This window comes from Bradyrhizobium sp. UFLA05-125, from assembly GCF_059803515.1.
Genome location: NZ_JBANBJ010000098.1, coordinates 1 through 22,739, shown reverse-complemented (window position 1 = coordinate 22,739; position 22,739 = coordinate 1). Strand labels below are relative to the sequence as shown.

Here is a 22,739-nt window from a genome sequence, read left to right as displayed (position 1 = left end):
GCTAAATATTGTAGGTGTCCGCGCGATAAGCGCCAATGTGTGTCGTCACAAAGCTAATTGTGCGCTTCAGACCCTCGTCGATCGGAGTTCGAGGTCTCCAGTCAAGCAAGCGTTGAGCCTTTTCATTATTTGAGAGGAGTCGAAGCACCTCACTCGCTGCAGGACGGACTCGCTTTGGATCTTGAACGACTCGCTTTTTGACGTTCATCAGAGACAGTACTCGCTCTGCAAAGTAACTGATGGACAACGTCTGACCGGTGCCGAGATTGATTGTTTCACCTTCAATTCCCGGGGCAGCTCCAGCTGCGAGGAAGCCAGCCACCGTATCGTCCACAAACGTCATGTCTCGCAATGTATCGAGCGATCCGAGCTCGATGACCTCACGTGTCGCGGCCTGCGAGATGATCGTCGGAATGAAGGCCCGCGCGGATTGTCGCGGCCCGAACGTGTTAAACGGCCTGAGCGTCACCACTGGTGTTGAGAACGATCGAAAATAGCTTTCAGCTAGCTTGTCAGCTCCAATTTTGGACGCAGAGTAAGGTGATTGTCCCTGGAGGGGATGTCGTTCGTCGATCGTTTCTGCGAGGGCCGTTCCGTAAACCTCCGATGTCGATGTGTGAACGACCCGCGCAACACCCAGCCGTCGTGCCGCCTCGATAACATTCAACGTGCCTTCGATATTTGTGCGGACGTAGCTCCGCGGCGCGATATAGGAATATGGAATCGCGATCAGAGCGGCGAGGTGAAATACAATCTCTTGCTCGCGCACAACCTGAGTGACGAATTCTTGGTCTTCAATATTCCCGGCAACAACCTTGATCGAATTCTTCAGATCAGGCGGCGAGTACTCGAGATTTCCCCATCCCGGAGAAGAGCTATACTTGATCATCGCGGTTACGTCAGCCCCCGCCCTGACGAGAGCTTCGGTAAGCTGGCTTCCTATGAATCCGCCAGCACCTGTGACGAGAACCCTTTTTCTACGGAAAAATTGGGCGAGATTGGTCATTGCAAAAGACTTCCGATGAGGCTGCGTACTTGTGGCAAGCTATGAGACTTACGTAGATCTCGAGAATCCTCGGAACGACCGCATCCGTTGAGAATGTCGTCTCGAATCTTTCGCGTGCCATTCGCCCCATTTGCTTGCGAACGATCGCATTTTGCGTGAGACGGACGATCGCTTCTGCCGTCGCCTGTGGATCGTTGCACGGCACCAACAGGCCGTCGATTTCATTTCGCACCACAGAGCGGCAGCCGGGCACGTCCGTCGCGATCATTGGGACGCCGTGGCCTGCAGCCTCAATCAGCGCGCGCGGCAACCCTTCGCGCTCCGACAGGAGAATCGCGATATCGGCACGCTGCCACACCGCCTCGACGTGGGGAGCACTACCTTTCCACTTCACGCCCTCGACACAAGAAAGATGGATGAGCTCCTCTTCCGTATGGCTTGTTGGATTACCCGGGTCAGGACTTCCCCAAAGCTCCAACTCAATTCGCTGATCGCGCTCTCGCGCCAGTCGCACTGCTTTTACGGTGTCCTCTATGCCCTTGGCCCTGAGCATCCGGCCCAAGAAGGCAACGCGCACAGGCCCTTCAGGCCGTTGTTGCGCCAGCCGAGCTGGCTCGACCTGAACGCCCCATCCGCCAAGAACGATACAATTTCGTAGACGCGGAAACTCCGAACGATCATCCGCGTTCTCGAAGGAAACGAGCGCCGATCGGTCGCGAGCAATCCAGGCTGTCTGCAGTCGAATAAATCGGCGGACTATGTTTCCCGTCCACCCGCGAAGGCCCCACAAATATCCGAGGCCCGTGAAAGACGCGAGAAGGGGATAGCGCTGACCAATCAGCCGCAACAAGCCGAGCAGAATTACGGACCTTATCTGCAGGGCATGAACCAGGTCCGGTCGTAGATCCGATAGGATACCGCTGAGACGCAGCACCGAGCGAAACAAGGAAACAATCGAAAGCGACGCGCGATCGGTCGGCATCTCGACCACACGGACACCGCAACGCTCGATGACCTCCTTGTGCTCGGCCACGCACGTTGCGACCACAACCTCAAACCCAGCCGCACGAGCTGCAAGAGCAGTCTCCATAAAATGTGTGGCAAAGGTCTTATCTTCTGCCACGACATACAATAGCCGAGGCTTACTCCGCGCCTTCTTGTCGCCCAACCCCACGCCCGCGCCCCAACCAATCAAATACAGCGCTGATGTCCTCCCAGACCATGCTGCTATTCAGCATCGGAAAGACGTCGCTCGCCAAAGTTTCGCCTTGTCTTAGGCGCAGCGCGACGGCGAGTGAATCCTTCAAATGAGGTAGATTGCGAAGCTTTGGATCGGTGTAGGCATTCACGATGATTAGCGTGCACAAGCAGAAACAACCCCCTCAAGCGACGGAGCGCGGCTGTTTGTTGCGACTTCGAGACGAGGCGATCCGCTCATGCTCGACCAAACGTTTATCGGATGAAGGGTGAAATGATCCCCGATGCGCCTAGACCCACGCCAAAGTCTCTCGCGGCAAGCCGGTGTATCAGCTGAGGGCGTCAACAAAGCGCCCGCCACATTGCTGCCCGTTCAACATGATGGGCCACTGCTGGCAACAACCGGCAAACCGGCGGCTGAGCCCTGCATTGCCGGCGCTGGTTGCGTCAGCGGCGATTAAATGTTTGGCGACGCCCGTGCTGTCCGCCCATCTTCAATTCCTTCAGCGCACTCACTAAACTTTCAAAACCCTTCCCTTAACCGGAGGAGTCGCGCAGATCTACGATCTCTAGAGCTAAATGTCGCAGAAATTCAGCGACCTTGCGGTCCATAACGCAGAATACCAACGAGACTTGACCAAACCGCTCTGGATAGGCGAGCAAGCTAGCCAGCATTATCAGATCGATCCGCGCCGGATGAGCGTCAGCGCGAGCCACCTGTGCTGTCAAGCGCGGATGCGCTAATTGAAAACAGCCCCACCTTTGTCACACCTCCGTAATTGCACCTATCTTCAATCGCTAACAATGGCCGAGCTTAAATCGACAATCGAATGGCCTCGTCTTCAATATTGGCTCATCAAGGTCGCACAAATGCAGCATTTCGTACAATGAGCCCGCACGACACTTCGTCATGCCCGCATCGGTGACGACCCCGACGATAATGGTGCCTATGGCCAGAGCCACAACAAGTCCGATCCAGTTCATCGCGTGGTCTGCCCAATTTGCACTCAGCGAATGTCTCGTACGAGCGACGGGCCCTGTCAGCGAGCGCCCGATGGATCTGGGCTCGACGACTGCGTCGCGAGATGACCGATGTCGTGGTCAACGCGTGCAGCGCAATCAGAGGTCAGATCTGATGCACAATGACCAGCATCATTGCAATGACCTCCAATCGATCGGTTACTGCGAACAAGGTGCGCCTCTTAACCGCCGGGACGGCCGCGATACGGTACTCTCTGATCGATGACGATTTCAGAAAGTTATTTTCGCGCCGCGAGGCGGCCAATCTACGGTTGATCAGGTTCAAACGGTGCGGCGCTGAATACAATTTGAGCGCCTCCCCCATATGGGGGATTAACCGGGGTTTCTCACTGTGATTAAAGGGCTTTAGGGTTGGAACTATGTTCTAAGGGGAACGGTACTATGATCAATCACAGATAGTTTCCAGTATTGGATGAGAAGGCTGGCAATCGGTAGACGGCGACCGCGCAGCCATTTCCGTATGTTCGGTATGCGCGCGACACTTGGCGGTCTCCGCACTTCGTCTGCCTCAGCTCGGCTTAGTGTCGTGCAGATTTTTATCTGAATGACTAAAGTCTCTTTCATATCAATCTCTTTCTTGCAGCTTGGCAGCGCATAAGCATCGAACGCGCAACGCGCGAAAGCCGTACCACAAAGTCTTAAGAACGTGTGGGGCGCGGACTCTACGTTCGACGCGTGATGGCTTGTACCGCGACGACGAAATGCCTCGCTCATCTAGCACCGTGCGCTCGTATGTTCTCTTCAACCGATAAGCGCCTAATCAACCTCATCTATGAGGCCTCATTTGTCCCCGAGCGATGGCAGCAAGTCTTAAATGGATTGAGCGCGATCGCCGGCTGCAAGCAAGGCGCGGTCTTTCAAGTAACCGGAAGAGCTACCGGGAGCTTCGTATCAACCGAGCTCGCGCGGGGGACGTTTGAGAGCTACTTTAAAGAGGGATGGAATAACCGCGACATCATTACTGCACGCATGCTGGAGCGGCGTCCATCTCGCTTCATGACCACGTGGGATCTGTTCGAGGCGAATGAATTCGAACAGACGGAGTACTATCGAGAATTCGCCGAACCGCGCGGGCTCGGCTCATGTTGCGGCTCTCTGCTTCCACTGTCGCAAACCGAATTTGCCGCGATCGTGATGGCGCGTCCGTGGAAGGAGGGACCAATCGCAGCAGCGGCGGTCAAAAAGCTGAATTTGCTGCACCCTCACCTCACCCGCTCTTTTTCGACCGCCTCGCGCCTTGCCGGCGAACGAATCCATGGCGCCCTGGATATCCTCTCACGATTGCATCTACCTGCCTGCGCGTTGACTAGCCAGGCGCGTTTGCGGCTCTGGAATCCAGAGTACGAGAGTTTGGCCCCGCAAGTGGTCGCCGAACGCCCAGAACGCCTCGCTTTCATCGATCCAGCCGCCGACAGAGTGTTTGCCGCGATATTAAAGAAAGAACGGTCGATAGCGAGCGAACGCGCGGAATTGACCTTTCCGATCAAGAGTCGGAACGCACAGCCGCCGTGCATCGGACACCTCGTGCCGATTCGAGTGCCGGCGAGGGACATCTTCAGTTCTGCAGAATGGTTGCTGATCCTGAGGCCCGTGATTTTGCCCCAGACAATCAACGCGGCACTTATCGAGACTCTGTTTGATTTAACGACGGCCGAGACAGCCATCGCCGGTGGATTGCTGACGGGAAAAACTCTTCACCAGATTGCTGAGGAGAGACAGTCGTCGGTTCAAACCGTTCGTTCGCAGCTCAAGGCAATCATGAGTAAAACTCGAACGAACCGTCAATTGGACGTGGTTCGTCTGTTGTCTGAAACGCAATTGTTCGTCGAGTAGGTATGTCTCGCCCTGAGCTAGCCTAGGGCCGACGCGGATGAGTGACGTCTGTTGGAGCGTTGGGGGATGTACCTAGATGACGAGGCGGCCACCCCTTTGAAGAGTTCTCACGATAAACCGCGTTGGTCTCGTCTGACCGAGACGACAAAGCTTTTGTTGTTCGTTCGCAATGGGCGTGATCAGCCTCGGGCGCACCGTCTCCGGATCGGCGTTATCGATTTCTTCGCGGTGACCTTGGCCGTCACGTTCCCGTGGTCAACGACGCTTACGACTGGTCTTGTGCTTTCTCTATTCCCCATGGTGCTGACCACGTACTCGTCGCGGGAGTTGATCGAGGAACTCAAGCGCCCGGCCTGCGCTCTTCCGATTGCGCTTGTTGGACTTGCTCTCATCGGTACTGCGTGGGCCAACGGAGTCCCGTGGTCAGAGCGGCTACACGCGCTCCAAAAGGTCCTCAAGTTGCTCTGGATATTGCCCCTCTTTCTTCATTTCCGGCAGACACGCCGTGTTATGCCGGTTTTTGTCGCTTATACCGTTTCGAATCTGATACTGCTTGCCCTTTCGTTCCTCGTGTTCATTTCGCCTGAGATCAGCAACATCGTCGGGGCGAAGGAGCCAGGAATACCGCTGAAGAACTATATCGACCAGAGCCAGGCCTTTGCCCTTCTTGGGGTAATATTCCTCGGTCTCGCGGCGGAATCCATTCGTGTTAGACACTGGGATCGAGCGATTATATTCGCCGCGGTCTCGGCGAGCTTCTTCGTCAATCTTGCCTATGTAAATATCGCACGAACGGCCTTTGTTTATGTACCACCCATGCTGTTGCTTCTCGTACTGAGGTACGCGCGCGGATGGCTTTTCCTGGCTCCGCTCGTAAGTCTTTTTCTTCTTGCCGCCAGCCTATGGGCGACATCTCCCAATCTTCAATCCAAAATCTCACGCATTTACAAGGAAGTCGACGCGTTCGAGGCCAATGTGACCGTTGTTGACGGGCATCCGGCGGGCGGCGCGGAGCGCCTCGAATTCTGGCGCAAGTCGATCGGCTTCGTCCGTTCCGCACCCATCTTCGGTCATGGCACGGGCTCTACCAAGGGATTGTTCACCACTGAAGCTGCCGGAAAGTCAGGCGTAATGGCAATGGTGGTCGACAATCCGCACAATCAGACTCTCGCCGTAGCGATCCAATGGGGGATCGCAGGATGTTTGCTGCTCTACGCGATGTGGGGAGCACACTTGTGGCTATTCCGAAGGGGATTTGGCGGACCAGAGCAGAGTCTGTTTGCATGGATAGGCCTGGTATCTGTCGTACAAATCCTGGTGAGTTCGTTGCTGAATTCGCACCTCTTTGATTTCTATCAGGGTTGGCTCTACCTGTTCGCGGTCAGCATTGCAGCTGGCCAGTTCAACCACGAAAAAGCTAGCGCGACGCGCCAGGCCCCATGCCCGATTACCGGGCTAGTTTAGGTTATCGGCCTGGGGCTTGACGTAGCCCATTGACCCGAACAGGGTCGGACGGGCGCCGGGCGCCCGTTATCGACAGGGCAGCATCGAGCGACCTACGTCATGAAGTGCCTGATCGCTCACTGTTTAAGGTGTCGGCTTTGCAAACATGAACGTCGACCCAGCCAGGCGCAAGATTCTCATCCATTGCCTTGAGCTCTCTCCATCGAAGATACATGTCTCTGATTTCGCTCACAGGGCGCCATTTCTCGGGCGGAAGCTCAAGGCCAAATAGGCCGCTCATTTCCCCGGTAAATTGGCGTTCAAAATAGCCTCCCTCCGCCGGCGGATGCGGCGCCTTCGTAAAGGGGTGCATCCACTGATTAACGATTTGCGCCCGATCATAACCGGCCTTTCCCAGCACTTCGATATCCATTTCGCTATTTATCTCAAGAGAAACGAAAGTCGGCCGACGATCATCCTTTTCCAGTTGATCACGAAAAAGCTCATCAGCTCCTTCAAGATCGCATTTGACGTAGTACGGCACACCGTACTGATCGAAAAGCTGATGAAGATCTGTCGTTGGCACAATGAATTCGACGGACTGATATATTCCCTTCTCCGCGGCAAGCTTGGTCAGACTTCCCCAATCGTCCTTTCCTGGAACGCTGTAGAATTTGGTCGTCTCTCCAGCTCTGTACGACAAGGCCTTATTGACAGCCGTAAATCTAGTCCCAAATGGTGCTAGCCGCTCCCGCGCCTGGTCGCAAATTTCTGGAACGGCCTCCAATCCGACTACCCGAAAGTCCTTGGACAGATAGAACTCGGCATCGTAACCACGGTGTAATCCAAGATCGAAAATGAGATCGCGCTGGGGAAGTGAGCGCTCGGGTTCTGCGCGCCCGTCCATAGAGTTCATTTGAAGTACGCCTTTGCTAGAAAGGCGGGGATCCAACTCTAGCCACGACCACAAGTCAAGCCACTGTCGCCGCCGCGTCGGGCCACTTTTCCTGTGAGATTTCACGATCTCCAATATTGACGCACTCAAGGTGGTGAAAGGCCTACGACCAGGCGAATGCGCGGATGCATGCGTCGCAATTGTCGAGCTTCCCTGCCACATCGGTACGCCTTTGCTTCCGACACCAAGACTCCGGGTCAGAACACCATTTATCGCGTGGACGCGAGGTCGACTTGAAGCTCTGATTGATTATGCGCATGTGCCGCGCACGAATCGATTTGCTGCTTTGCGCCTGTTGTCTGGGGAAACTCGAAACCGAGCCCACTCGCGCCGAATGCCAATTGCAATGCCGGTCGCTGGTGCTTTTAGCAACATACGCGGCCTCTTTCCTTCCGTGCCAGCCGGTTCTCTCTCAAATTCACTCGCGTCGGCATGCCGTCACTCCTGGATCGCACAACGTAAGCTCGGACTGATTGGCCAGATTTCCTGCGCAAAATGCTTGCCTCACCATGCTCAATCCGCAGGTGGCGCGGGTCCGTCGTCCAGATCAACTGCGTCTGCTGGTAGTTGACCGGACCGCGCTGTTACATCTCGTTATGTTGAGAATTGGCTGATTTTGAATGTGGCGCGACTTTTCCGATTGCCGCAACTCCTTAAACGCCAAGGACAATTCGATGGACACGGAGCCGCCGACAACTGCTAATCGACGGGCACGTGCGCGCACCATGCACTTCCATTCGTCTCTGTCCTACGCCAGTGCTCTTGGATGGTGGCCAAATCGCACCTGGCACCAAGTGAGACGGCCGAATCTCGGCAATCGGCTCGAGATTGTCCCAGACTTCTGAGGTCGCCCCTAAATAGCCCTGTGGATCAGGCCGAGTTTCCAATTTTTGAAATTCGATTTCAGTTGCACACGCACGAATAGTTTTGTTGCGTTTGTAGCCGATGGCCCATCTTTGGCCGTTCACCGCGGGCCGCCTAGACATCCCAAATCAAACCAGACGGGGCGTCAACCAGGGCCGTCTCGTCATTGTTGCTTTAGCTATGACACCTGCGCCTGCTTCGATGATTGCGTGCAATACTCTGCGATCCGGTCAACTGACCGCGCTAACATTGATCCAAGCGACAGCAACACGTCAGCCATCAATGGATAAACTCAAGCGCACCTGTAAAGAGTCGACATGCAACATCAGCAGCCGCCCACTAATCCGATTTGCCCTGACGATAGGCACCCCAGCGTTCCACCTGGGAATCTTGGTTGGGAGAGCAGCAAGATAGAGGAACTTCCTGCGGGGACCAAGTTCAACCATGCTAATAGGGATGGAGTGTGGGGCGGCGCTGGCCAAAGCGGGCATTCGGGCAAAGCTATTTGGATGGCCTCAGAGAATGATGTGAACGCTGCACACGGCTATGCAGGTAGTTCTGGGCGGTACTTCATTGTCGAGGCGCAACAGCCACTCAAATTGGCGGTCATGGACGAGTGGTATGATCAAGTTGAACCTGACGAACTGGGCGCATGGGCTGCGATGGCGCAGAAGCATGGCTTGGACGGAGTGAAAACGGAATATGAGAGCTCCTACGAGGTCGTTTTGTTTGATACAAGTAAGGTTAGACGTCTGGATGAACGTCTTCTGGGCCTTCCCGCCGAGGTAGGCGCTGTGGTCCTCCCCGAACAGGAGCACGATCCAGAAGAGACTTGGCCGGAGATGGAAGTCTCGACGTTCTCAACCACTGAGGATTCGAAATCGCGCTCAAGTATCAGTGGTCTGTGGTCAATGTGGGATCTCGGACGTGTCGTCGGTGGGAGCTGGGACCATGGCCGCCAACCCGCCCCCGACGCGCTCATCGGCGCACTGAACAGAATCGGCGTCGTGCCGAGGCTATTCCAGCCGACACATTTGTACATCCGCGGTTGGCCTTACACGGCGCGATTGGACGCCGGACGAGGGGAAGCAACCCCGAACAATGCGCAAGGCCACATCATTACCCTGGTTCCTCGGCTTGAACGCGGCTGAAGATCAGACCTCTTTAGAATTGCGTTGGAGCGAGTCCGGGTTGGTCGGCAGTTACGACCGCAGTTGCCGCAAAGTGCAGGATATCGAAGAGTCTTCGGGCCCCGTGTCATGCATTGCCCCACCGAGGCAGTTCGGTGTTGGGCTCGCGACATTTGCAGCCTCGAGCATGATGTCGGCTCGGTATGCGTCGCCTTCTGTTCGCAACGAGGTTTGCACGAGGTCTTTGGTGGCACGGCAATTGCTGGGACGTCGACGTCGGTCCCTGCCAACCTTTGGTTCTGATGTCCATGCGACTTGGCGATCATTGCCGCAACAGAGAGCCAGCCGCGACAATGCATCCGCAAAGTCAGGCGCAATGCGGCAGGCCCGACTCGATCTGGCGCGGTCTTACAGTTAATCCACCGGATCCATCATCTGCTGGGACGTTCGGAGGGGGGCTGAATGAGCATCAAAATAGGAGTTCTCAGGACGGAGCTAATGCGGGCCGAACATACTCAGATACTCCGGCAGAAAAATCCCGGTGTTTACCTCCCGGCGATTTTGGACGCCGACGCAGTCGCGCGCAGGACGTTGCCATGGAGCAATCGGCTTCTCGGCGCTCCGAAACGCTGGTGGACGAAGTGGTCTATCGGTCGGGCGGCCGTCACGAATTCGAGGGTCCACGCGATCAACATCAGCGGTTGGCTTTTAAAATCGAAGATGGTTTCTGCGCACGTGGAGGGTAGGCCCAGCGGTGACCCGCTCGCAAGAACGAGATCGGCGAGGTTTTCATAAACGCCAGTTGCGGCATCACGTTCATGTCGAATTGATCGGTCGGCAAGGCACGGTAGTCGCTGGCTGCCGCATCGCTTCGGCTCTTCAACAGAGACAGCGTCGGTGATCATTTGTATTCAGACAAATGGGTGCTGCGGAGATCGAGGAAATTTACCGCAGGCAGATGGCTGAATGGATCAGCGCAGCAAAAACCGGCACTTCCGGTCGGGCGAACGTATGGGACACGTTTGTCGCCTCGGCCGTCGCAGAGCAACTCGCCGAGCCTCTCCCGGAAATGGCGTGGCATCTTCTGAATGGACCACGTCGCCGTATGACTGACAAATAGAAGGTGAAGAGGACGAACGGAATTCAATCGGTCTGGTACGCAATTCGATGCGAGCCACGTGAAAGGAAACGATGATCAATTATGCAGTTGTCGGCGCGGGCTCGATCTCGCAACAAGCCTTCCTGCCAGGTGTCGGACAGTCCGCAAACTCAAGGGTTACCGCGATCGTGACCGGCGATCGGGATAAGGCTGCCAAGTTGGCGGATTTCTATGATATTGGCCAGATCGTCGACTATGGCGGATACGATGCCCTTTTGAAGAGCACTGACGTCGACGCTGTGTACATCGCTCTACCCAACCACTTGCATGCGGACTACGCTATTCGCGCCGCTCGCGCCGGCAAGCACGTCCTGGTGGAGAAGCCGCTAGCTACCAGCGAAGAAGATGCTCTCGCCATGATCGCCGCTGCGCGCGAATCTGGTGCGTTTCTGATGACCGCGTATAGGCTTCATAATGAACCTGGAACCGTCGCGATCCTCCAACATATCCGCAACGGCGCGATCGGCCGACCGCTTTTCTTTCAATCGGTTTTCAGTTTCCAGACGTCGCCAGGGAACCACAGACTAAAGGCCGCGAGTTGGGGTGGACCACTGCAAGACGTCGGTGTTTATTGCGTCAATGCCGCTCGTCACATCTTTGCAGAAGAGCCGATCGAGGCCATGGCGATGGCGCACCGACCGACTGATGATCCGCGTTTTCGCGAGGTGGAAGGATCCGTCGCAGCCATGCTGCGCTTTCCCTCCGGCGGTTTGGCGCAATTCGTCGCCAGCTTCGGGGCAGCCGTCGTCGACAATTATCGGGTCGTCGGAACAACGGGCGATCTCGAACTCGACCCAGGCTTTAGGTTCGAGACGGCAACAAGATTGCGCCTGCGCCGTGGCGGCGAGGTCGGCGAAACCCACTTCCCACAAATCGACCATTTTGGTGCGCAGGTGGAGTACTTTTCAGCTTGCATCGAGGCTGGAACGCCGCCCGAGGCTGATGGCGATGAGGGATTGGCAGACTTGCGCGCACTAATCGCAATCGAAAAGGCCGCCCTGACCGGACAGCCGCAAACCATCTCATCCCCTCCGCGTGCCCGGCATCCAACGCCAGACATGGTGCGATTTACCCCTTCGACCGATCGACGACTGGCTCTCTGAGGAGACTTCTGCCTGCTTCACTATGCGGGCGAGACGAGTTCGACCAGCTTGTGAACCAGCCTCGCGCAACCGACGATCTTCCGGCTGAAGAGGTCCATGATCACGACCAAGGTACACCCAACCTCCCCGCAGTCGGAATGTTCGTGATATCGACGAGTTAGATTCGGTTCACCGCGGCGGCCGGCAGAGTTGCGATCGTGAGCTTCTGCGATCAGCAGGGCATGATGAGCGCAGCGGTGCCATAAGAGCGCGGATGCCGTGCCGATGAATCAGGTGTTCGATCCGGGCCACGGCCGTCGCCACGTCCCCGCACTCGCAGCGCAGCATGGAGCCGGCGCTGCTATAGCGTTTCCCACTGTCTTAATTGACCCGTCGGATATCTCCCGAGAGCGCGGCATTTGTCGTTCTGCTGTATTCACCCCCGCTCGCGCGAGGTGCACGTTACTCATGCATTGAAACACGCGAACTATTTTGCCGCGCCCAGCGTAGTGGTGAGAGACCGATCTCCCTTATCCGGCCCGCGGACGTTTTAATGCACGAAGTGTGTCGGGCGCTGCCATGATATTTTCGTGGCCCGTTGTAGGCCGGTACTCACAAGCACTTAATCTCAATCTGTCGCGGGATACCGCGAGCGTGGACTGTTTGCTTTGGACATCAAGCCAGCCACTGAACGCGCGAAGAGAACAAGTGCAAACGTCGTTTGAAACGCTGCCAGTCAGCGGTTGCTATCATGCGCAGGCAAGATATTTCCCTTCAGAAGGCGACTGAGGCTCTCGATCCCACTTTGATCGAACAAGCGCGACAGACCACGATTGCTGTCTCGAACACGACAGGCGTTCTGCGTTCGTCGGAAGCTGGACACGGACAGGTGGTCGTGTCCGCGAAACGACTTCGTTTCCCGCGATTATCGCGGCGACCGTTTGAAGGAGATTGTTGCACCCAATCGCACGATGCCCTCTTCAGGCGAACGGCTGCCATGCGCGTCAATTCACCGCGCCCGTGGCAACGGATCAATTCGTAACTCTGTCACGCCGGAGAACTAAGATTGCGGTGTGGGACATTTAGCGGGGCGCTCTCATGCCCATTCTTATAAAGCCCCGAACGCTCGGTCTACTGACCAAATGCGAGCGCCGCCCTCGCGGGGCAAGCCTCATCATTTCCGTCTTCGCAATGTTCGACCTAGCCAACCCAAGCGCTGACCGTCTGTTAGGCGAGCAAGAACTTTGGGTATTGGGCGCGAAAGAGCTTCCGCCCGGCAGCCCGCTTGACATCGGGATGCCTAAACCACAAGCGGAATTGCTCATCGGTGGACATGCGGCGGCGCCCAAGGGACGGCCGACCCAGCGCATGATGCTAGGATGGTCGCTCGGACCGATGCAGAAGCGCCTTTTGGTGACTGGCGATCGTTATTGGCAGATGACGACCTCCGGCTGGCGTCCAACAGCTGCCAAACCTTTCCGGCAGATGCCGCTGACGCGGCAGCGCGCCTTCGGCGGAGTCGGACATCCTTCGAACCCGACCGGCATCGGCCACGACGCTTTTGGCCGCAGCATGGCTGGCGAGTTGATGGCGCTACCCAACGTGGAAGATCCCGAGCACGCGGTCCAGTTCATCGAGACAGCGGCGGAGCCCGCGGCGTTCGGACCAATGGCACTCGACTGTCAGGAGCGCCTGCGATACGCCGGCACTTACGACACCGCGTGGCTAAAATCGGTTGCTCCGGCGTTGGCGCTTGATGTCGATCCGCGCCTCTTCCTGTTCGCACCGCCAGACCAGCGCCTAAGCGGCTTTCTTTGCGGCGGAGAGCCGTACGTGCTGCACAACTTCTCCTCTGAACAGCCGTTGATCGAAGGCCACCTGCCCACGTTTCGCGTGCGCTGCTTCATCGGTTGGAGCGATCCGGCGCGTGCAGTCAGCGAACTTCAGATGCGCATCGATACACTGTGGCTGTTCGCCGGAGCCCGCCGCGGCATCATGATCTACCGCGCCGCGATTGCCGTGCAAGAAATTGACGGTAGCGACGTTGCCGACATTATGCTCGCCTACGAGCGGCAGAGCGACCCTGCGCGGTCGACGGAGCATTATCTGAATGTCAGGCGGCTGCGTCTCGATCCGAGAACTGCCGCGCGCTACGCCTTTGCTGAACATCAACTCACGCCCGAGCTTTCGTCTGCCGAACGCGGGCGTCGCGCAGCACGGCGAGAAGAATTGGCCAAAGAGCGTGCAGCGCAGCAGCAGGCGTCCAGGCGCTGGGCGCTCGATCAGGAACTCGCCCGTGTCGACCTTCCTCCTGTGCTGCGTCCTACAATCGAGACACCGTCCATTGAACCGTCAAGTATTCCCGAATTGTTGCCCGAAGAACTCGAAAGCGGCGAAATCGACCTAGCCGAGATCCTCGACGCCGTGGAGACTGTCCAGGCCAAGGCCAGCTCCGACATCGACAAGCTCGCTGCCCAATGCGAGCCTGTGCGCGAGGCGTATGAAAAGCTCTCCAGCGGCAATGCAGTATCGACCGATATCGACGCACTGCTTGCCGCGATCGGCAGCATGGACGCTGCGCACGCGATGGACACAAGCTTTGAGCAGATCCCGTCATTGGCTGCATTGCCGCCGGAGATAGATCCGGCCCTCCTGCACGATCTCGACACTAAGCTCGCGGCGGCGAAAGATTGGCGTGGTGAGATTGTTGGCGCTGCAACCCCGTCTGTCGACGAGCACAAACAACTCGAACTTGCGCATGCTCGCTTCTTTGGCCTGCCAGCTGGAAGACCGCTTCAGTCGATGCGAATCGCGTTGTCGGACGATGCTTTTTCACCACCCGACATACCCTCCCTTGCGCTCCCAGAGGAAGCCCACGTCAGATCCGAGCCGCCACCGCGACCCACCATTGATGAGATCGCGTCGCAGATCGAGAACCGCGGCCTACCCCCTGAAGCCGTGCAGCGTCTGCTTACGGCCTTCAGCGACGCTGAAGCGGCGCTCAGCGGTGCACTGCCCGGACTAGCCAGCGATAGTCGCGCACCGTTCGAGGCCTTGATCGGGACCGATCAGCCGCCGCTCGCAGATACGCACAACGCGGCGCTGGACATGGCCGACGTGGAAGGTAAGGAAGCGGTGAGAGACCTTCGGACTGAGATCGACAAAGCCGAAGGTCAGATGACGACTGCCATGGCAGCAGTCAGGCTGGCCTCACCCAAGCCGCTCGAGCCTCAATCGGAGCTGGCTCCAGCTGTGGCGCGCGCGCTGGGCGACGTCGTTGAGGAAGAATTCAGTCGCGGCCGTTCGCTAGCCGGCCGCGATCTTGCCGGCGCCGACCTCTCTGGCAGGCAATTCGTAAAAGCGGATTTTTCTGGCGCCTTTCTCGAACGCACCAAGCTGAACGGAACCAACCTCGCCGGCGCCACACTGATGAAGGCCACACTTGCCGGCGCGGTGCTCGTCAACGCCGATTTAAGCTGCACAGACCTTACCGACGCCAATCTTGGTGAAGCTGACTGCCGCGGGACGCGTTTCGCAAGTGGCCGGCTTGTTCGTACCAACGTTCTCGGTGCACGAATGGTGGGCGCGTCCTTCGACCAGGCGCATCTCACCAATCTTCAGCTGTTGCAGGTGCCAATGATCGGAGCAACCTTCCGCTCTGCGCAGCTGCAGCAATGTGGTTTCATTCAAGCTGCCCTGGACAATAGCGTATGGCAGGGTGCCGTCCTCCAGCGAACACAATTCGTGGACTTGTCGCTGTCTGGTGCGGCTTTTTCCAACGCTCGGCTCGAGCAAACCTGCTTCCTCAAAGTGGCAGCGCGGCAACTCGATTTCAGTGCCTCGGAGCTCGACCAAGTCAGCTTCATCGGCGAAATCGATCTGCGCGACGCCCGCTTCGACCGTAGCCGCGCGGACACGCTTTCTTTTCAGGACGCCGACATCGCCGGCGCCGACTTCAGCATGGCGCGGCTTAACGGTGTCTATTTCGGCAAGTCAGCTCTGTTGCGCGCGACCTTCCGAATGACGTCGCTGAAAGGCGCGGTCTTCACCGGCAACGATCTGCGCGGCTGCGACTTCTATGCCGCCAACCTGCTCGAGGCGCATCTCAATGAGGCTGATCTGGCCGGCGCCAGTTTGCGCCATGCAAATCTCTACGGTGCCGACTTGATGGATTCGACATTGGTCGCAGCGGATCTGAGCAATGCCAATATCGATCGCACCGTCCTTATAGTCCCTCGCCATGTCAATTGATCTACTGCTGCAATCAATCGCCCACCGCGTCCCGGTACGCCAAGTCAATCTCGATGGCGAGACGCTGTCTGGACTGCTCCTGAACGAGGGCATCGTGCTGAGCTCCTCCTTTTGCAACAGCGACTTCATCACCGCCTCCCTGACTGGCATGACGTTTCAGGACTGCGACTTTAGCGGCGCCTTGTTCACCGACGCTTGCTTCGACAAATGCACGTTTGTCAGTTGTTGCGCGGGCCATTCCAACTGGCGACGGGCGACTTTGGTCCAGTCGACGTTGATGTCTTCGGATCTCAGCCGCAGCGACTTCAGCGAGACGCGCTTCACCCAAACGACAGCCATACGCTGCGTCCTGGCCTGCGCTGTCCTGCGTGACGCTACCCTGTCACAAAGCGCCATCATGGACTGCGACCTGGCCAATATCGTGCTCGACGGCGCGACCCTCACAAACGCAGCCATTACCCAGGCCGATCTGCGGAGTGCGAGTCTCACTGGCATGCGATGCGACACCATCCTGTTCGCAGAATCCGATCTATCCAGGCGAGACCTGAGAAGCCTGACGCTGCGCCGCGCGAACTTGAGTGGTGCCAAGCTGAACGACGCCAATTTGTCCGGTGTAGACCTCTCCGGCTCGATACTGCCACGCGCCAGCCTCGTCGGTACAGATCTCTCGCGCGCCAACGCCTCGAATACTCTGTTTGACAAGGCCGACTTGCGAGCGGCCAACTTGCGAAGCGCCAATTTGAAGCAATGCATCTTTCTGGAAGCGCGCCTTGACGGCTGCGATCTCACGAAGACAACACTGGAGATGGCCGTATTCACGCGTGCGTCCGCCAAGGCCGCCTCATTCCGCGGTGCCGACATGCCCTATGCGCTAATGCACCATGCCAAGGTCGACGGCAGCGACTTTTCCGGCACACGGTTTCTACGCACCGAATTTCATTGCGCGTCGACTGAAGGAAGCCTGTTCGTGGGCACGCGTGGAAGCGCCCTGCCAACGGTACCTGAACGCGCCGTCGCCGAACTCTACGACGCCAGCTCCGTGATCCCCTTCAATAGAGAGTTCTGAACCATGTCCTTCGTCAATGCCAACGGCCCGATGTCAGCGCAGGATCTCGGCTTTCCCGACGTATGCAACACACCGGTAGGTCCCGCCGTCGCGCCGAGCCCCTATCCAAATATTAATCTGAACACGTTGGGCATGCCCACCCAATCTCGTTGCCTGCTCATGTGTATGCCGGCGCATAATATGACGACGGTGCGTGCGTCATCCACGGGCGACAACGCGGGTGTGGCCCTCGGCGTCATGTCCGGCACCGTCATGGGTCCAGGCCGCGCCATGAAGGGATCGAGCAACTTGTTTATTGGTGGCCCGCCGGCAACCAAGATGGCGATGCCAACCAAGCAGAATGGCTCCAACCCAAACACATTCGGACTGTCGATATCCCCGTCCCAAACACGATTTATGGCGCTGCGCTAAAACGCCGACAACCGAATAATTGAGGAGCCACCATGCCGGATGCCTACGCCCGATTTTTCGTCCCCGAAACGCCAAACTCTCCCCTAACGAGTTCGAGCTATCTGCGCCTCGGCGCTTATTCGGTCGGCGAGGAGGAGATTGTCACCGACCTCACCACAACTAGCGACAGAAGTTCAACCACACACGAAACCGACCACGCTGGTATACTTGCCTTCACCAAGAAGGACTTCCAGGTAACCGCTGATGGCGCTGCACTTATGAAAATTGGTCGCGGCCACACGACCGAGGTCAGGAACGGCGATGCCAAATATACGGTCTCAAACGGCAACTATGACATCTCGGCGCAGAACGACGTATCGATCAGCGCAGGTGGCGACGGCAGCACAGGCGACATCAGCACGACCGCGTTGAACTACAAGCAGACCGCCAAGGGCGACTCCTCGGAGATCACTCATGGCAACTCGAAACGGATCACGCGCGGCTCGGCTATGGAAATCTATGAGGGCGCCAAAGTCACCTGCGTGGCGGGCGCGTGCACTACCGCGGCTATCGGCCTCAGTGTAGCAGCGTTCCTCGGCGCCGCGATCTCCATCCGGCATGGCTACAACCTTTCAATTAGCCGTGGCGGCAACTGCTCGATCAGATTCCGCTTTGCAAATACGCTTACGGTTGGCAACGAATTCAACAAGGTTACGGGAAACGTGACCAGAATCATCGGTGGATACAACGTGCAGGTCACCAATTCTGACATCCGTTACGTCAAGGAGACCTATCTCAAGGTGGTGGACGATGCTGACGTGAAAAAGGTCAAGCTCGACGGCTCGTGGTGCGAAACGCGCGTGCAGGTCGCAGACGAACAAGTGCAACGTAGCGAATTGAGCTCCGATGAGCACCAGGTTGTCAACAGAGTGTGCGATGTCGAGAGCGCGACCGGCCGGTATAAGACTCAAAACTGGCGTACGATGCTGTACCTGTAGCCAGCAGGAGTTCGAAAATGACAGTGGCTTTCCGCCCCGCAAACGCTGACCTCTTGGCGACAACCGAGCGCCTGCTTGAGCCCGGCCATCACACTGCCCGCGTCGTGGCAGTCGATGAAAATGGCGTAGCCTCGGAGGTGGAGGTCGCCGGCGCCCGTCGTCCGGCGACGGTGGCTTTCGGCTGCCTGGTTCGGCCGATTACTCAGGACCTCGTGCTGGTCTTCAGCGATGCGGGGCAAGTCTTCGTTCTGGCCGTGCTCGAGCGGAGGACGTCAAGTTGCGGAACCATTGCTTTGCCTTCTGGAGGCAATATATCGATCGAGGGCAACACCATCGCTGTCGCCGGGCGTCAGCGAATGTCCCTGCGCGCCGACACTATTGATCTGCAGACTGAACTGTTTGCCGTACTTGCGGACAAGGCCACCTGGGTTGGCAGGCTCTTTAGTTTGATTGCGGATCGTTTCCGCAGCGTGACACACATCCAGGAAACGAGCGCCCATACGCTTACGGTAAAGGCGGTCGAACGGATCGCCATCATCGACCGTATCGACTCGCTGCAGACCGAAACCCAGGCGATTAAGGTGGCCGGCATTGCCTCCGAGACGGCGCATAGCAAGGTTATTGCCGTGACCGAGGATCTCCGCCTCGACGGCAAACGGGTGACGGTCGCATAGCGGGCATGCTGACCACTAGCTTTCCCGCTCCGACTTGGCAAGACCGCCTTAGAACTGCGCAGGAGTTCATTGCCGCCAACCGTCTCGATGATGCGGAGGCGCTGCTGAACGATGTTAGTATCATAACGAACGATCCGGATGTGCTGAATGCAAAGGCAACACTTGCGCTCGCGCGTCGCCGGATCGAGCTTGCGTTCGAGATGCTGGCGGAAGCGGCAACTCTCTATCCTGAGCACGCTGGGCTCGTTACTAATCTCGGCACCGCTCATGAATTGCTCGGCCGCTTCGACGAGGCAGTGATCTGTCTAGAACGCGCGGCGGCGCTCGTCCCGCACAATGAAGAGATCAAACTCGCCCTCGCTCATGCTCTGCTGTGCCGAGGCGACATTGCGCAAGCGCGCGCGATCACGGAGGCGGCTCTAAAACGCGAGCCTGCCAATGCGCGGGCCTTCCTCCAACTTGGAGCCATCGATCTCGCCTTGCGTGACTGCGCGTCGGCTGAGACTGCCTTTCTTCGTGCCCTGGAACTTGCCCCGGACGATCACGATACGCTGCGCAACTTGTCGGTACTCATGCTTGAACGGAGCCGCTTCGACGAAGCGATGAATTTTGCGGAACGCGCGCATTTACGGGCCCCGCTCGATACGGCCGGGCTTCTGCATCTGGCCTATTGCCGGGCCGCGGCCGGACTCTGGCCGCAAGCAGAGGTCGCTTGCCGGAAGTTGCTTGCCTATGCGCCGACCCATCTTGGCGCACGCGAAATCCTGGCCCGTGCCACGATCGCCAACGGCGAGGTGGATCGGGGCATTGCAGAGCTCACGCAGTTCGTACGCACCCGCAAATCCGATCTTTCCGCCGCCATTGTTCTGGCGCGCACCCTGCAGCTTGTCGGCCGGTTTGGCGACGCCCTCACGCTTGCCAGCCACGTCGCGCGCACGCGCCCCGACGATGAAACGGCAATGTGCCTCAAGACGACCCTTGAACTGACGCTCGGTCGCTTCCCGACGCCCGAGCCGATCGCCTTGGCTCTTGTGACGCCGGTCTTTGTGCCGCCGACAACTTGCGTACTCGAATTCGTGGCGCTCGTTCGCCTGTTGCGTCGGCTGGCGAGCCAGCAAGTTGTACGGGTCGTCGCGGAGCCACATTACCAAGCAGTTCTTACCAGCCTGGCTGAGCAGGTCATTTCAGAGGAGCCAAAGTCTGGGCTCTCCACCACCCCGCTTCAATCCTTATTGCGTATACTTCCGATCGACGCTCGCAACATTGCCGATGACATCCCTTATCTGCGACCGGATTCACAGCTTTTTGCCAAATGGCGCAACGCTCTGGCCGGATTTGCACGGCCCTTGGTCGGCATCGTCTGGGACGGTGGTGTTCTCGGTCTATCCATGGAACAGATCGCCGCTACGCTCCCCGCCTCCATAACGCCGGTCAGTTTGATGACCGACGCGCAACGGCACGACATGAAGCGATGGTGTCGCCCCATCGATGCTGGTGCGCACGTCGACAGCCCAGCCGAATTGATCGCAGCGATCGCTAATCTCGACGCGGTGGTCGGCCCCGACAGCTTCGCGGTCCATATTGCGGGGGCGCTCGGGATTCCCGGCGTCGTCTTCGTGCCAAACGGCTATCCTTGGTACTGGGCCCAGGACAACGGAAAGCCGCTCTGGTACCCATCGTTCGAAGTCGTTATGCAGGAAGGGCTCGGGAATTGGTCGGGAGCGATCGACGAAGGTCGGCGCCGGCTCGCCGCGCTACTGCACGCGGCCGCCATCGATTGAACGGCTTGCGCGGATGCCCGAGAATCTAACGTCTCGGTTTGAGCCCACACGATCGCCTGCTTTCGAACTGCCCCAACCTCGCACCTAAAGCGCGATGAGATTAGGAGGAATCGTCTTCGCGCTTTCGGTTACTGTTTGAGCATGATCTTTTCAAAAAACCACGCCACATTTTTCCCCATCGTGCTCTAGCTGCCGGATCCGCACTCCAAAGCGAATGTCTTGAACTTGACCTCCTTCTGCTGAGCGAGCGCGTGATTAGCTGGCACTCAGCAAAAGCGCCGGTCGTTACCTGGCGCCAATCTCGGCAGTGATGAGTGAGAGCCCGTTAGCGAGCCTTCTGCCGGACCAGACTGTCGCGTCGGCTCTCAGGTCGGAGTTACGCGTTTGCGGATTGCTGTCTACAAGACACAAATGGTGACCGCCGGTTACGGTTTGAGCGCCGAGCTGTGTGCCGGCCATGCGCGGTACAGGCGCATAGGCTGAATATGCTCAAGGCCGACAAGCGGGCTATCTTTGCCGCTGTTTCGAAGGCGGGCGAAGCAGTGTTCTTCCTGCACGACAACTGGCAAGCGAGAAATAAAGCAACTGTCTTCCATAACCTACCAAGTTGCCCGACTAGGAAACCTATTTCGCAAGGCTGCGGCGAGCCCATTCGATCGCGGGCCTACTGCGCATGAAGAATGGAAGATTCAGGTCGGCGCACAATTTTGCCACGCTCGCTTCAACCTCTTTACCTTCGAACACCTTCCAAACCTGTTCGTTTTCGTCAAAGTCCATCTTTTTCAGTGTGAAGGGATATTTTGCAGACGCATCCCGGAGCACGCGTTTATCCAGCTTTCCAGCTTGGTCCGCGTACCAGACTTCTCCAACAACAATGTCCGCATGTGTTTGAACGAGCTTGACTATCTCGAGGTACTCCTCGACCGGTACGTTTGGAAGAAATGGGCGCAGAGCCAGCACGCTAGTAAGTCCGTTGGCTTTGAGGCGGCCTAATTGCGCAATGCGTTCATACGGAGAGGGGATAGGACGCGGCTCAAGATGCGGATGATGAAGCTGTGCAACACTCACGTAGCCGAAGACTCGCCGGCCTTTCGATCTGCAGCAGTCACTTATGTCTTTTAGTTCGCGCAGATGGTCCTCATTGAGCGGAGCCCGCGTCGTAAAGAGGAGATCGACGCCGAATTGGAGAAGAGCGCGAAGCAAAGCTAGTCCCCTCTCCGTTCGCGGAGGGCAAAACGAATCGGTGTCGCCACTTATATAGATAATATCGTACGGCTCACGAACCGACTTGATCCACTCGACGATTTCGGGGATCTCCAAGGCAGCGTACTTCAGGAAGCCGGCCTCGACATAGCAAAACGGGCACCGATAGACACAATATCGACGTTGCGTCAGCGGACCCAACGAAACCATGACCCGCCGGTCCCGCACGTCAAAGGGCCGTTCATGCGGTCGGTGTAGCATGTCCCGCTCCCATCGATGTTCGAGATAAGCTGCGTAGCCGACTTCCGTCACCTGCGAGTTCTTGTAGTTTGCCTAGCTAGACTAGCCTACAAACGCCTCTCTTCACTTGTGGTGTTGCCCGCTCCGTCATTCATCATGCTTCGCACAGGTCGTGTGAGGGAGCATGAATGAAAGGAGGATCGCGCGGACAAACTGCATGCTGGCTGGAATAATGAAGGGAAACCTACTCTCGCTGTGCGCCGGTAACACCCGGTTCCGGACGAGGCACAGAACGCAATGATTTCCGCCTCAAGGCATAACGCGCTGACCTCTTGTTTCAGCGCTTGCTCTCTACATTTAAGGGGCTGACCTGATTGGCAAGGTGTCGATTTCGCCTCGATAACACCGTCGCTTATATCCATCTCA

General features: G+C 57.5%; 15 protein-coding genes. 10 read left to right on the top strand and 5 right to left on the bottom strand.

The window, feature by feature from the left end; genetic code table 11:
• Position 1 precedes the first annotated feature (1 nt).
• Both SO156_RS41775 and SO156_RS41770 read right to left on the bottom strand, forming a co-directional pair.
• Entirely contained in the window at positions 2-1,006 is a 1,005-nt protein-coding gene (locus SO156_RS41775) for a GDP-mannose 4,6-dehydratase (RefSeq protein ID WP_498538880.1), read from the bottom strand.
• Positions 978-2,174, bottom strand: coding sequence for a glycosyltransferase (locus SO156_RS41770; protein WP_498538879.1), 1,197 nt, complete (start codon positions 2,172-2,174; stop codon positions 978-980). Before SO156_RS41770 ends, SO156_RS41775 begins: the two co-directional genes overlap by 29 nt.
• A gap of 1,802 nt (positions 2,175-3,976) precedes the next feature.
• On the opposite strand from SO156_RS41770, the gene SO156_RS41765 reads away from it, so the two are divergent.
• Positions 3,977-5,077, top strand: coding sequence for a helix-turn-helix transcriptional regulator (locus SO156_RS41765; RefSeq protein ID WP_498538878.1), 1,101 nt, complete (start codon positions 3,977-3,979; stop codon positions 5,075-5,077).
• Between the two features lie 66 nt (positions 5,078-5,143).
• Positions 5,144-6,541, top strand: a complete 1,398-nt coding sequence (locus tag SO156_RS41760; RefSeq protein ID WP_498538877.1) for an O-antigen ligase family protein — start codon at positions 5,144-5,146, stop codon at positions 6,539-6,541.
• A gap of 97 nt (positions 6,542-6,638) precedes the next feature.
• Here SO156_RS41760 and SO156_RS41755 read toward each other — a convergent pair whose 3' ends face one another.
• Positions 6,639-7,436 (bottom strand): class I SAM-dependent methyltransferase, encoded by a 798-nt coding sequence (locus SO156_RS41755; protein ID WP_498538876.1) that lies wholly within the window; start codon positions 7,434-7,436, stop codon positions 6,639-6,641.
• Between the two features lie 1,412 nt (positions 7,437-8,848).
• Here SO156_RS41755 and SO156_RS41750 point away from each other — a divergent pair.
• The gene (locus SO156_RS41750; protein ID WP_498538875.1) at positions 8,849-9,490 is read left to right on the top strand and encodes a hypothetical protein; all 642 of its coding nucleotides are present in this window, start codon (positions 8,849-8,851) and stop codon (positions 9,488-9,490) included.
• A 673-nt stretch (positions 9,491-10,163) separates the two neighbouring features.
• Here the strand turns inward: SO156_RS41750 and SO156_RS41745 are convergent.
• Positions 10,164-10,352, bottom strand: a complete 189-nt coding sequence (locus SO156_RS41745) for a hypothetical protein (protein ID WP_498538874.1) — start codon at positions 10,350-10,352, stop codon at positions 10,164-10,166.
• Positions 10,353-10,660: 308 nt separating this feature from the next.
• On the opposite strand from SO156_RS41745, the gene SO156_RS41740 reads away from it, so the two are divergent.
• From SO156_RS41740 to SO156_RS41710, 7 genes are all read left to right on the top strand, one after another.
• Positions 10,661-11,731 (top strand): Gfo/Idh/MocA family protein, encoded by a 1,071-nt coding sequence (locus SO156_RS41740; RefSeq protein ID WP_498538873.1) that lies wholly within the window; start codon positions 10,661-10,663, stop codon positions 11,729-11,731.
• Positions 11,732-12,808: 1,077 nt separating this feature from the next.
• Positions 12,809-15,961, top strand: coding sequence for a DUF2169 family type VI secretion system accessory protein (locus SO156_RS41735; RefSeq protein WP_498538872.1), 3,153 nt, complete (start codon positions 12,809-12,811; stop codon positions 15,959-15,961).
• Positions 15,951-17,027 carry a pentapeptide repeat-containing protein gene (locus SO156_RS41730; RefSeq protein WP_498538871.1) on the top strand — a complete coding sequence of 359 codons (1,077 nt, stop codon included), beginning with the start codon at positions 15,951-15,953 and terminating at the stop codon, positions 17,025-17,027. Before SO156_RS41735 ends, SO156_RS41730 begins: the two co-directional genes overlap by 11 nt.
• A gap of 3 nt (positions 17,028-17,030) precedes the next feature.
• Positions 17,031-17,438, top strand: coding sequence for a DUF4150 domain-containing protein (locus tag SO156_RS41725; RefSeq protein WP_449384405.1), 408 nt, complete (start codon positions 17,031-17,033; stop codon positions 17,436-17,438).
• Positions 17,439-17,470: 32 nt separating this feature from the next.
• Positions 17,471-18,415 (top strand): hypothetical protein, encoded by a 945-nt coding sequence (locus SO156_RS41720; protein ID WP_498538870.1) that lies wholly within the window; start codon positions 17,471-17,473, stop codon positions 18,413-18,415.
• Positions 18,416-18,432: 17 nt separating this feature from the next.
• Positions 18,433-19,089 carry a DUF3540 domain-containing protein gene (locus SO156_RS41715; RefSeq protein WP_498538869.1) on the top strand — a complete coding sequence of 219 codons (657 nt, stop codon included), beginning with the start codon at positions 18,433-18,435 and terminating at the stop codon, positions 19,087-19,089.
• A 5-nt stretch (positions 19,090-19,094) separates the two neighbouring features.
• Entirely contained in the window at positions 19,095-20,870 is a 1,776-nt protein-coding gene (locus SO156_RS41710) for a tetratricopeptide repeat protein (protein WP_498538868.1), read from the top strand.
• A gap of 624 nt (positions 20,871-21,494) precedes the next feature.
• Here SO156_RS41710 and SO156_RS41705 read toward each other — a convergent pair.
• Complete coding sequence (locus SO156_RS41705) at positions 21,495-22,385, bottom strand: radical SAM family protein (RefSeq protein ID WP_498538867.1); 891 nt, start codon at positions 22,383-22,385, stop codon at positions 21,495-21,497.
• Between the last annotated feature and the right edge of the window lie 354 nt (positions 22,386-22,739).

What these genes read in the sequence shown, in the direction of transcription:
- SO156_RS41775 (WP_498538880.1), bottom strand. Translation starts at nt 1,006, where the DNA reads ATGACCAATCTCGCCCAATTTTTCCGTAGAAAAAGGGTTCTCGTCACA.
- SO156_RS41765 (WP_498538878.1), top strand. Translation starts at nt 3,977, where the DNA reads ATGTTCTCTTCAACCGATAAGCGCCTAATCAACCTCATCTATGAGGCC.
- SO156_RS41760 (WP_498538877.1), top strand. Translation starts at nt 5,144, where the DNA reads ATGTACCTAGATGACGAGGCGGCCACCCCTTTGAAGAGTTCTCACGAT.
- SO156_RS41755 (WP_498538876.1), bottom strand. Translation starts at nt 7,436, where the DNA reads ATGAACTCTATGGACGGGCGCGCAGAACCCGAGCGCTCACTTCCCCAG.
- SO156_RS41750 (WP_498538875.1), top strand. Translation starts at nt 8,849, where the DNA reads ATGGCCTCAGAGAATGATGTGAACGCTGCACACGGCTATGCAGGTAGT.
- SO156_RS41740 (WP_498538873.1), top strand. Translation starts at nt 10,661, where the DNA reads ATGATCAATTATGCAGTTGTCGGCGCGGGCTCGATCTCGCAACAAGCC.
- SO156_RS41735 (WP_498538872.1), top strand. Translation starts at nt 12,809, where the DNA reads ATGCCCATTCTTATAAAGCCCCGAACGCTCGGTCTACTGACCAAATGC.
- SO156_RS41730 (WP_498538871.1), top strand. Translation starts at nt 15,951, where the DNA reads ATGTCAATTGATCTACTGCTGCAATCAATCGCCCACCGCGTCCCGGTA.
- SO156_RS41725 (WP_449384405.1), top strand. Translation starts at nt 17,031, where the DNA reads ATGTCCTTCGTCAATGCCAACGGCCCGATGTCAGCGCAGGATCTCGGC.
- SO156_RS41720 (WP_498538870.1), top strand. Translation starts at nt 17,471, where the DNA reads ATGCCGGATGCCTACGCCCGATTTTTCGTCCCCGAAACGCCAAACTCT.
- SO156_RS41715 (WP_498538869.1), top strand. Translation starts at nt 18,433, where the DNA reads ATGACAGTGGCTTTCCGCCCCGCAAACGCTGACCTCTTGGCGACAACC.
- SO156_RS41710 (WP_498538868.1), top strand. Translation starts at nt 19,095, where the DNA reads ATGCTGACCACTAGCTTTCCCGCTCCGACTTGGCAAGACCGCCTTAGA.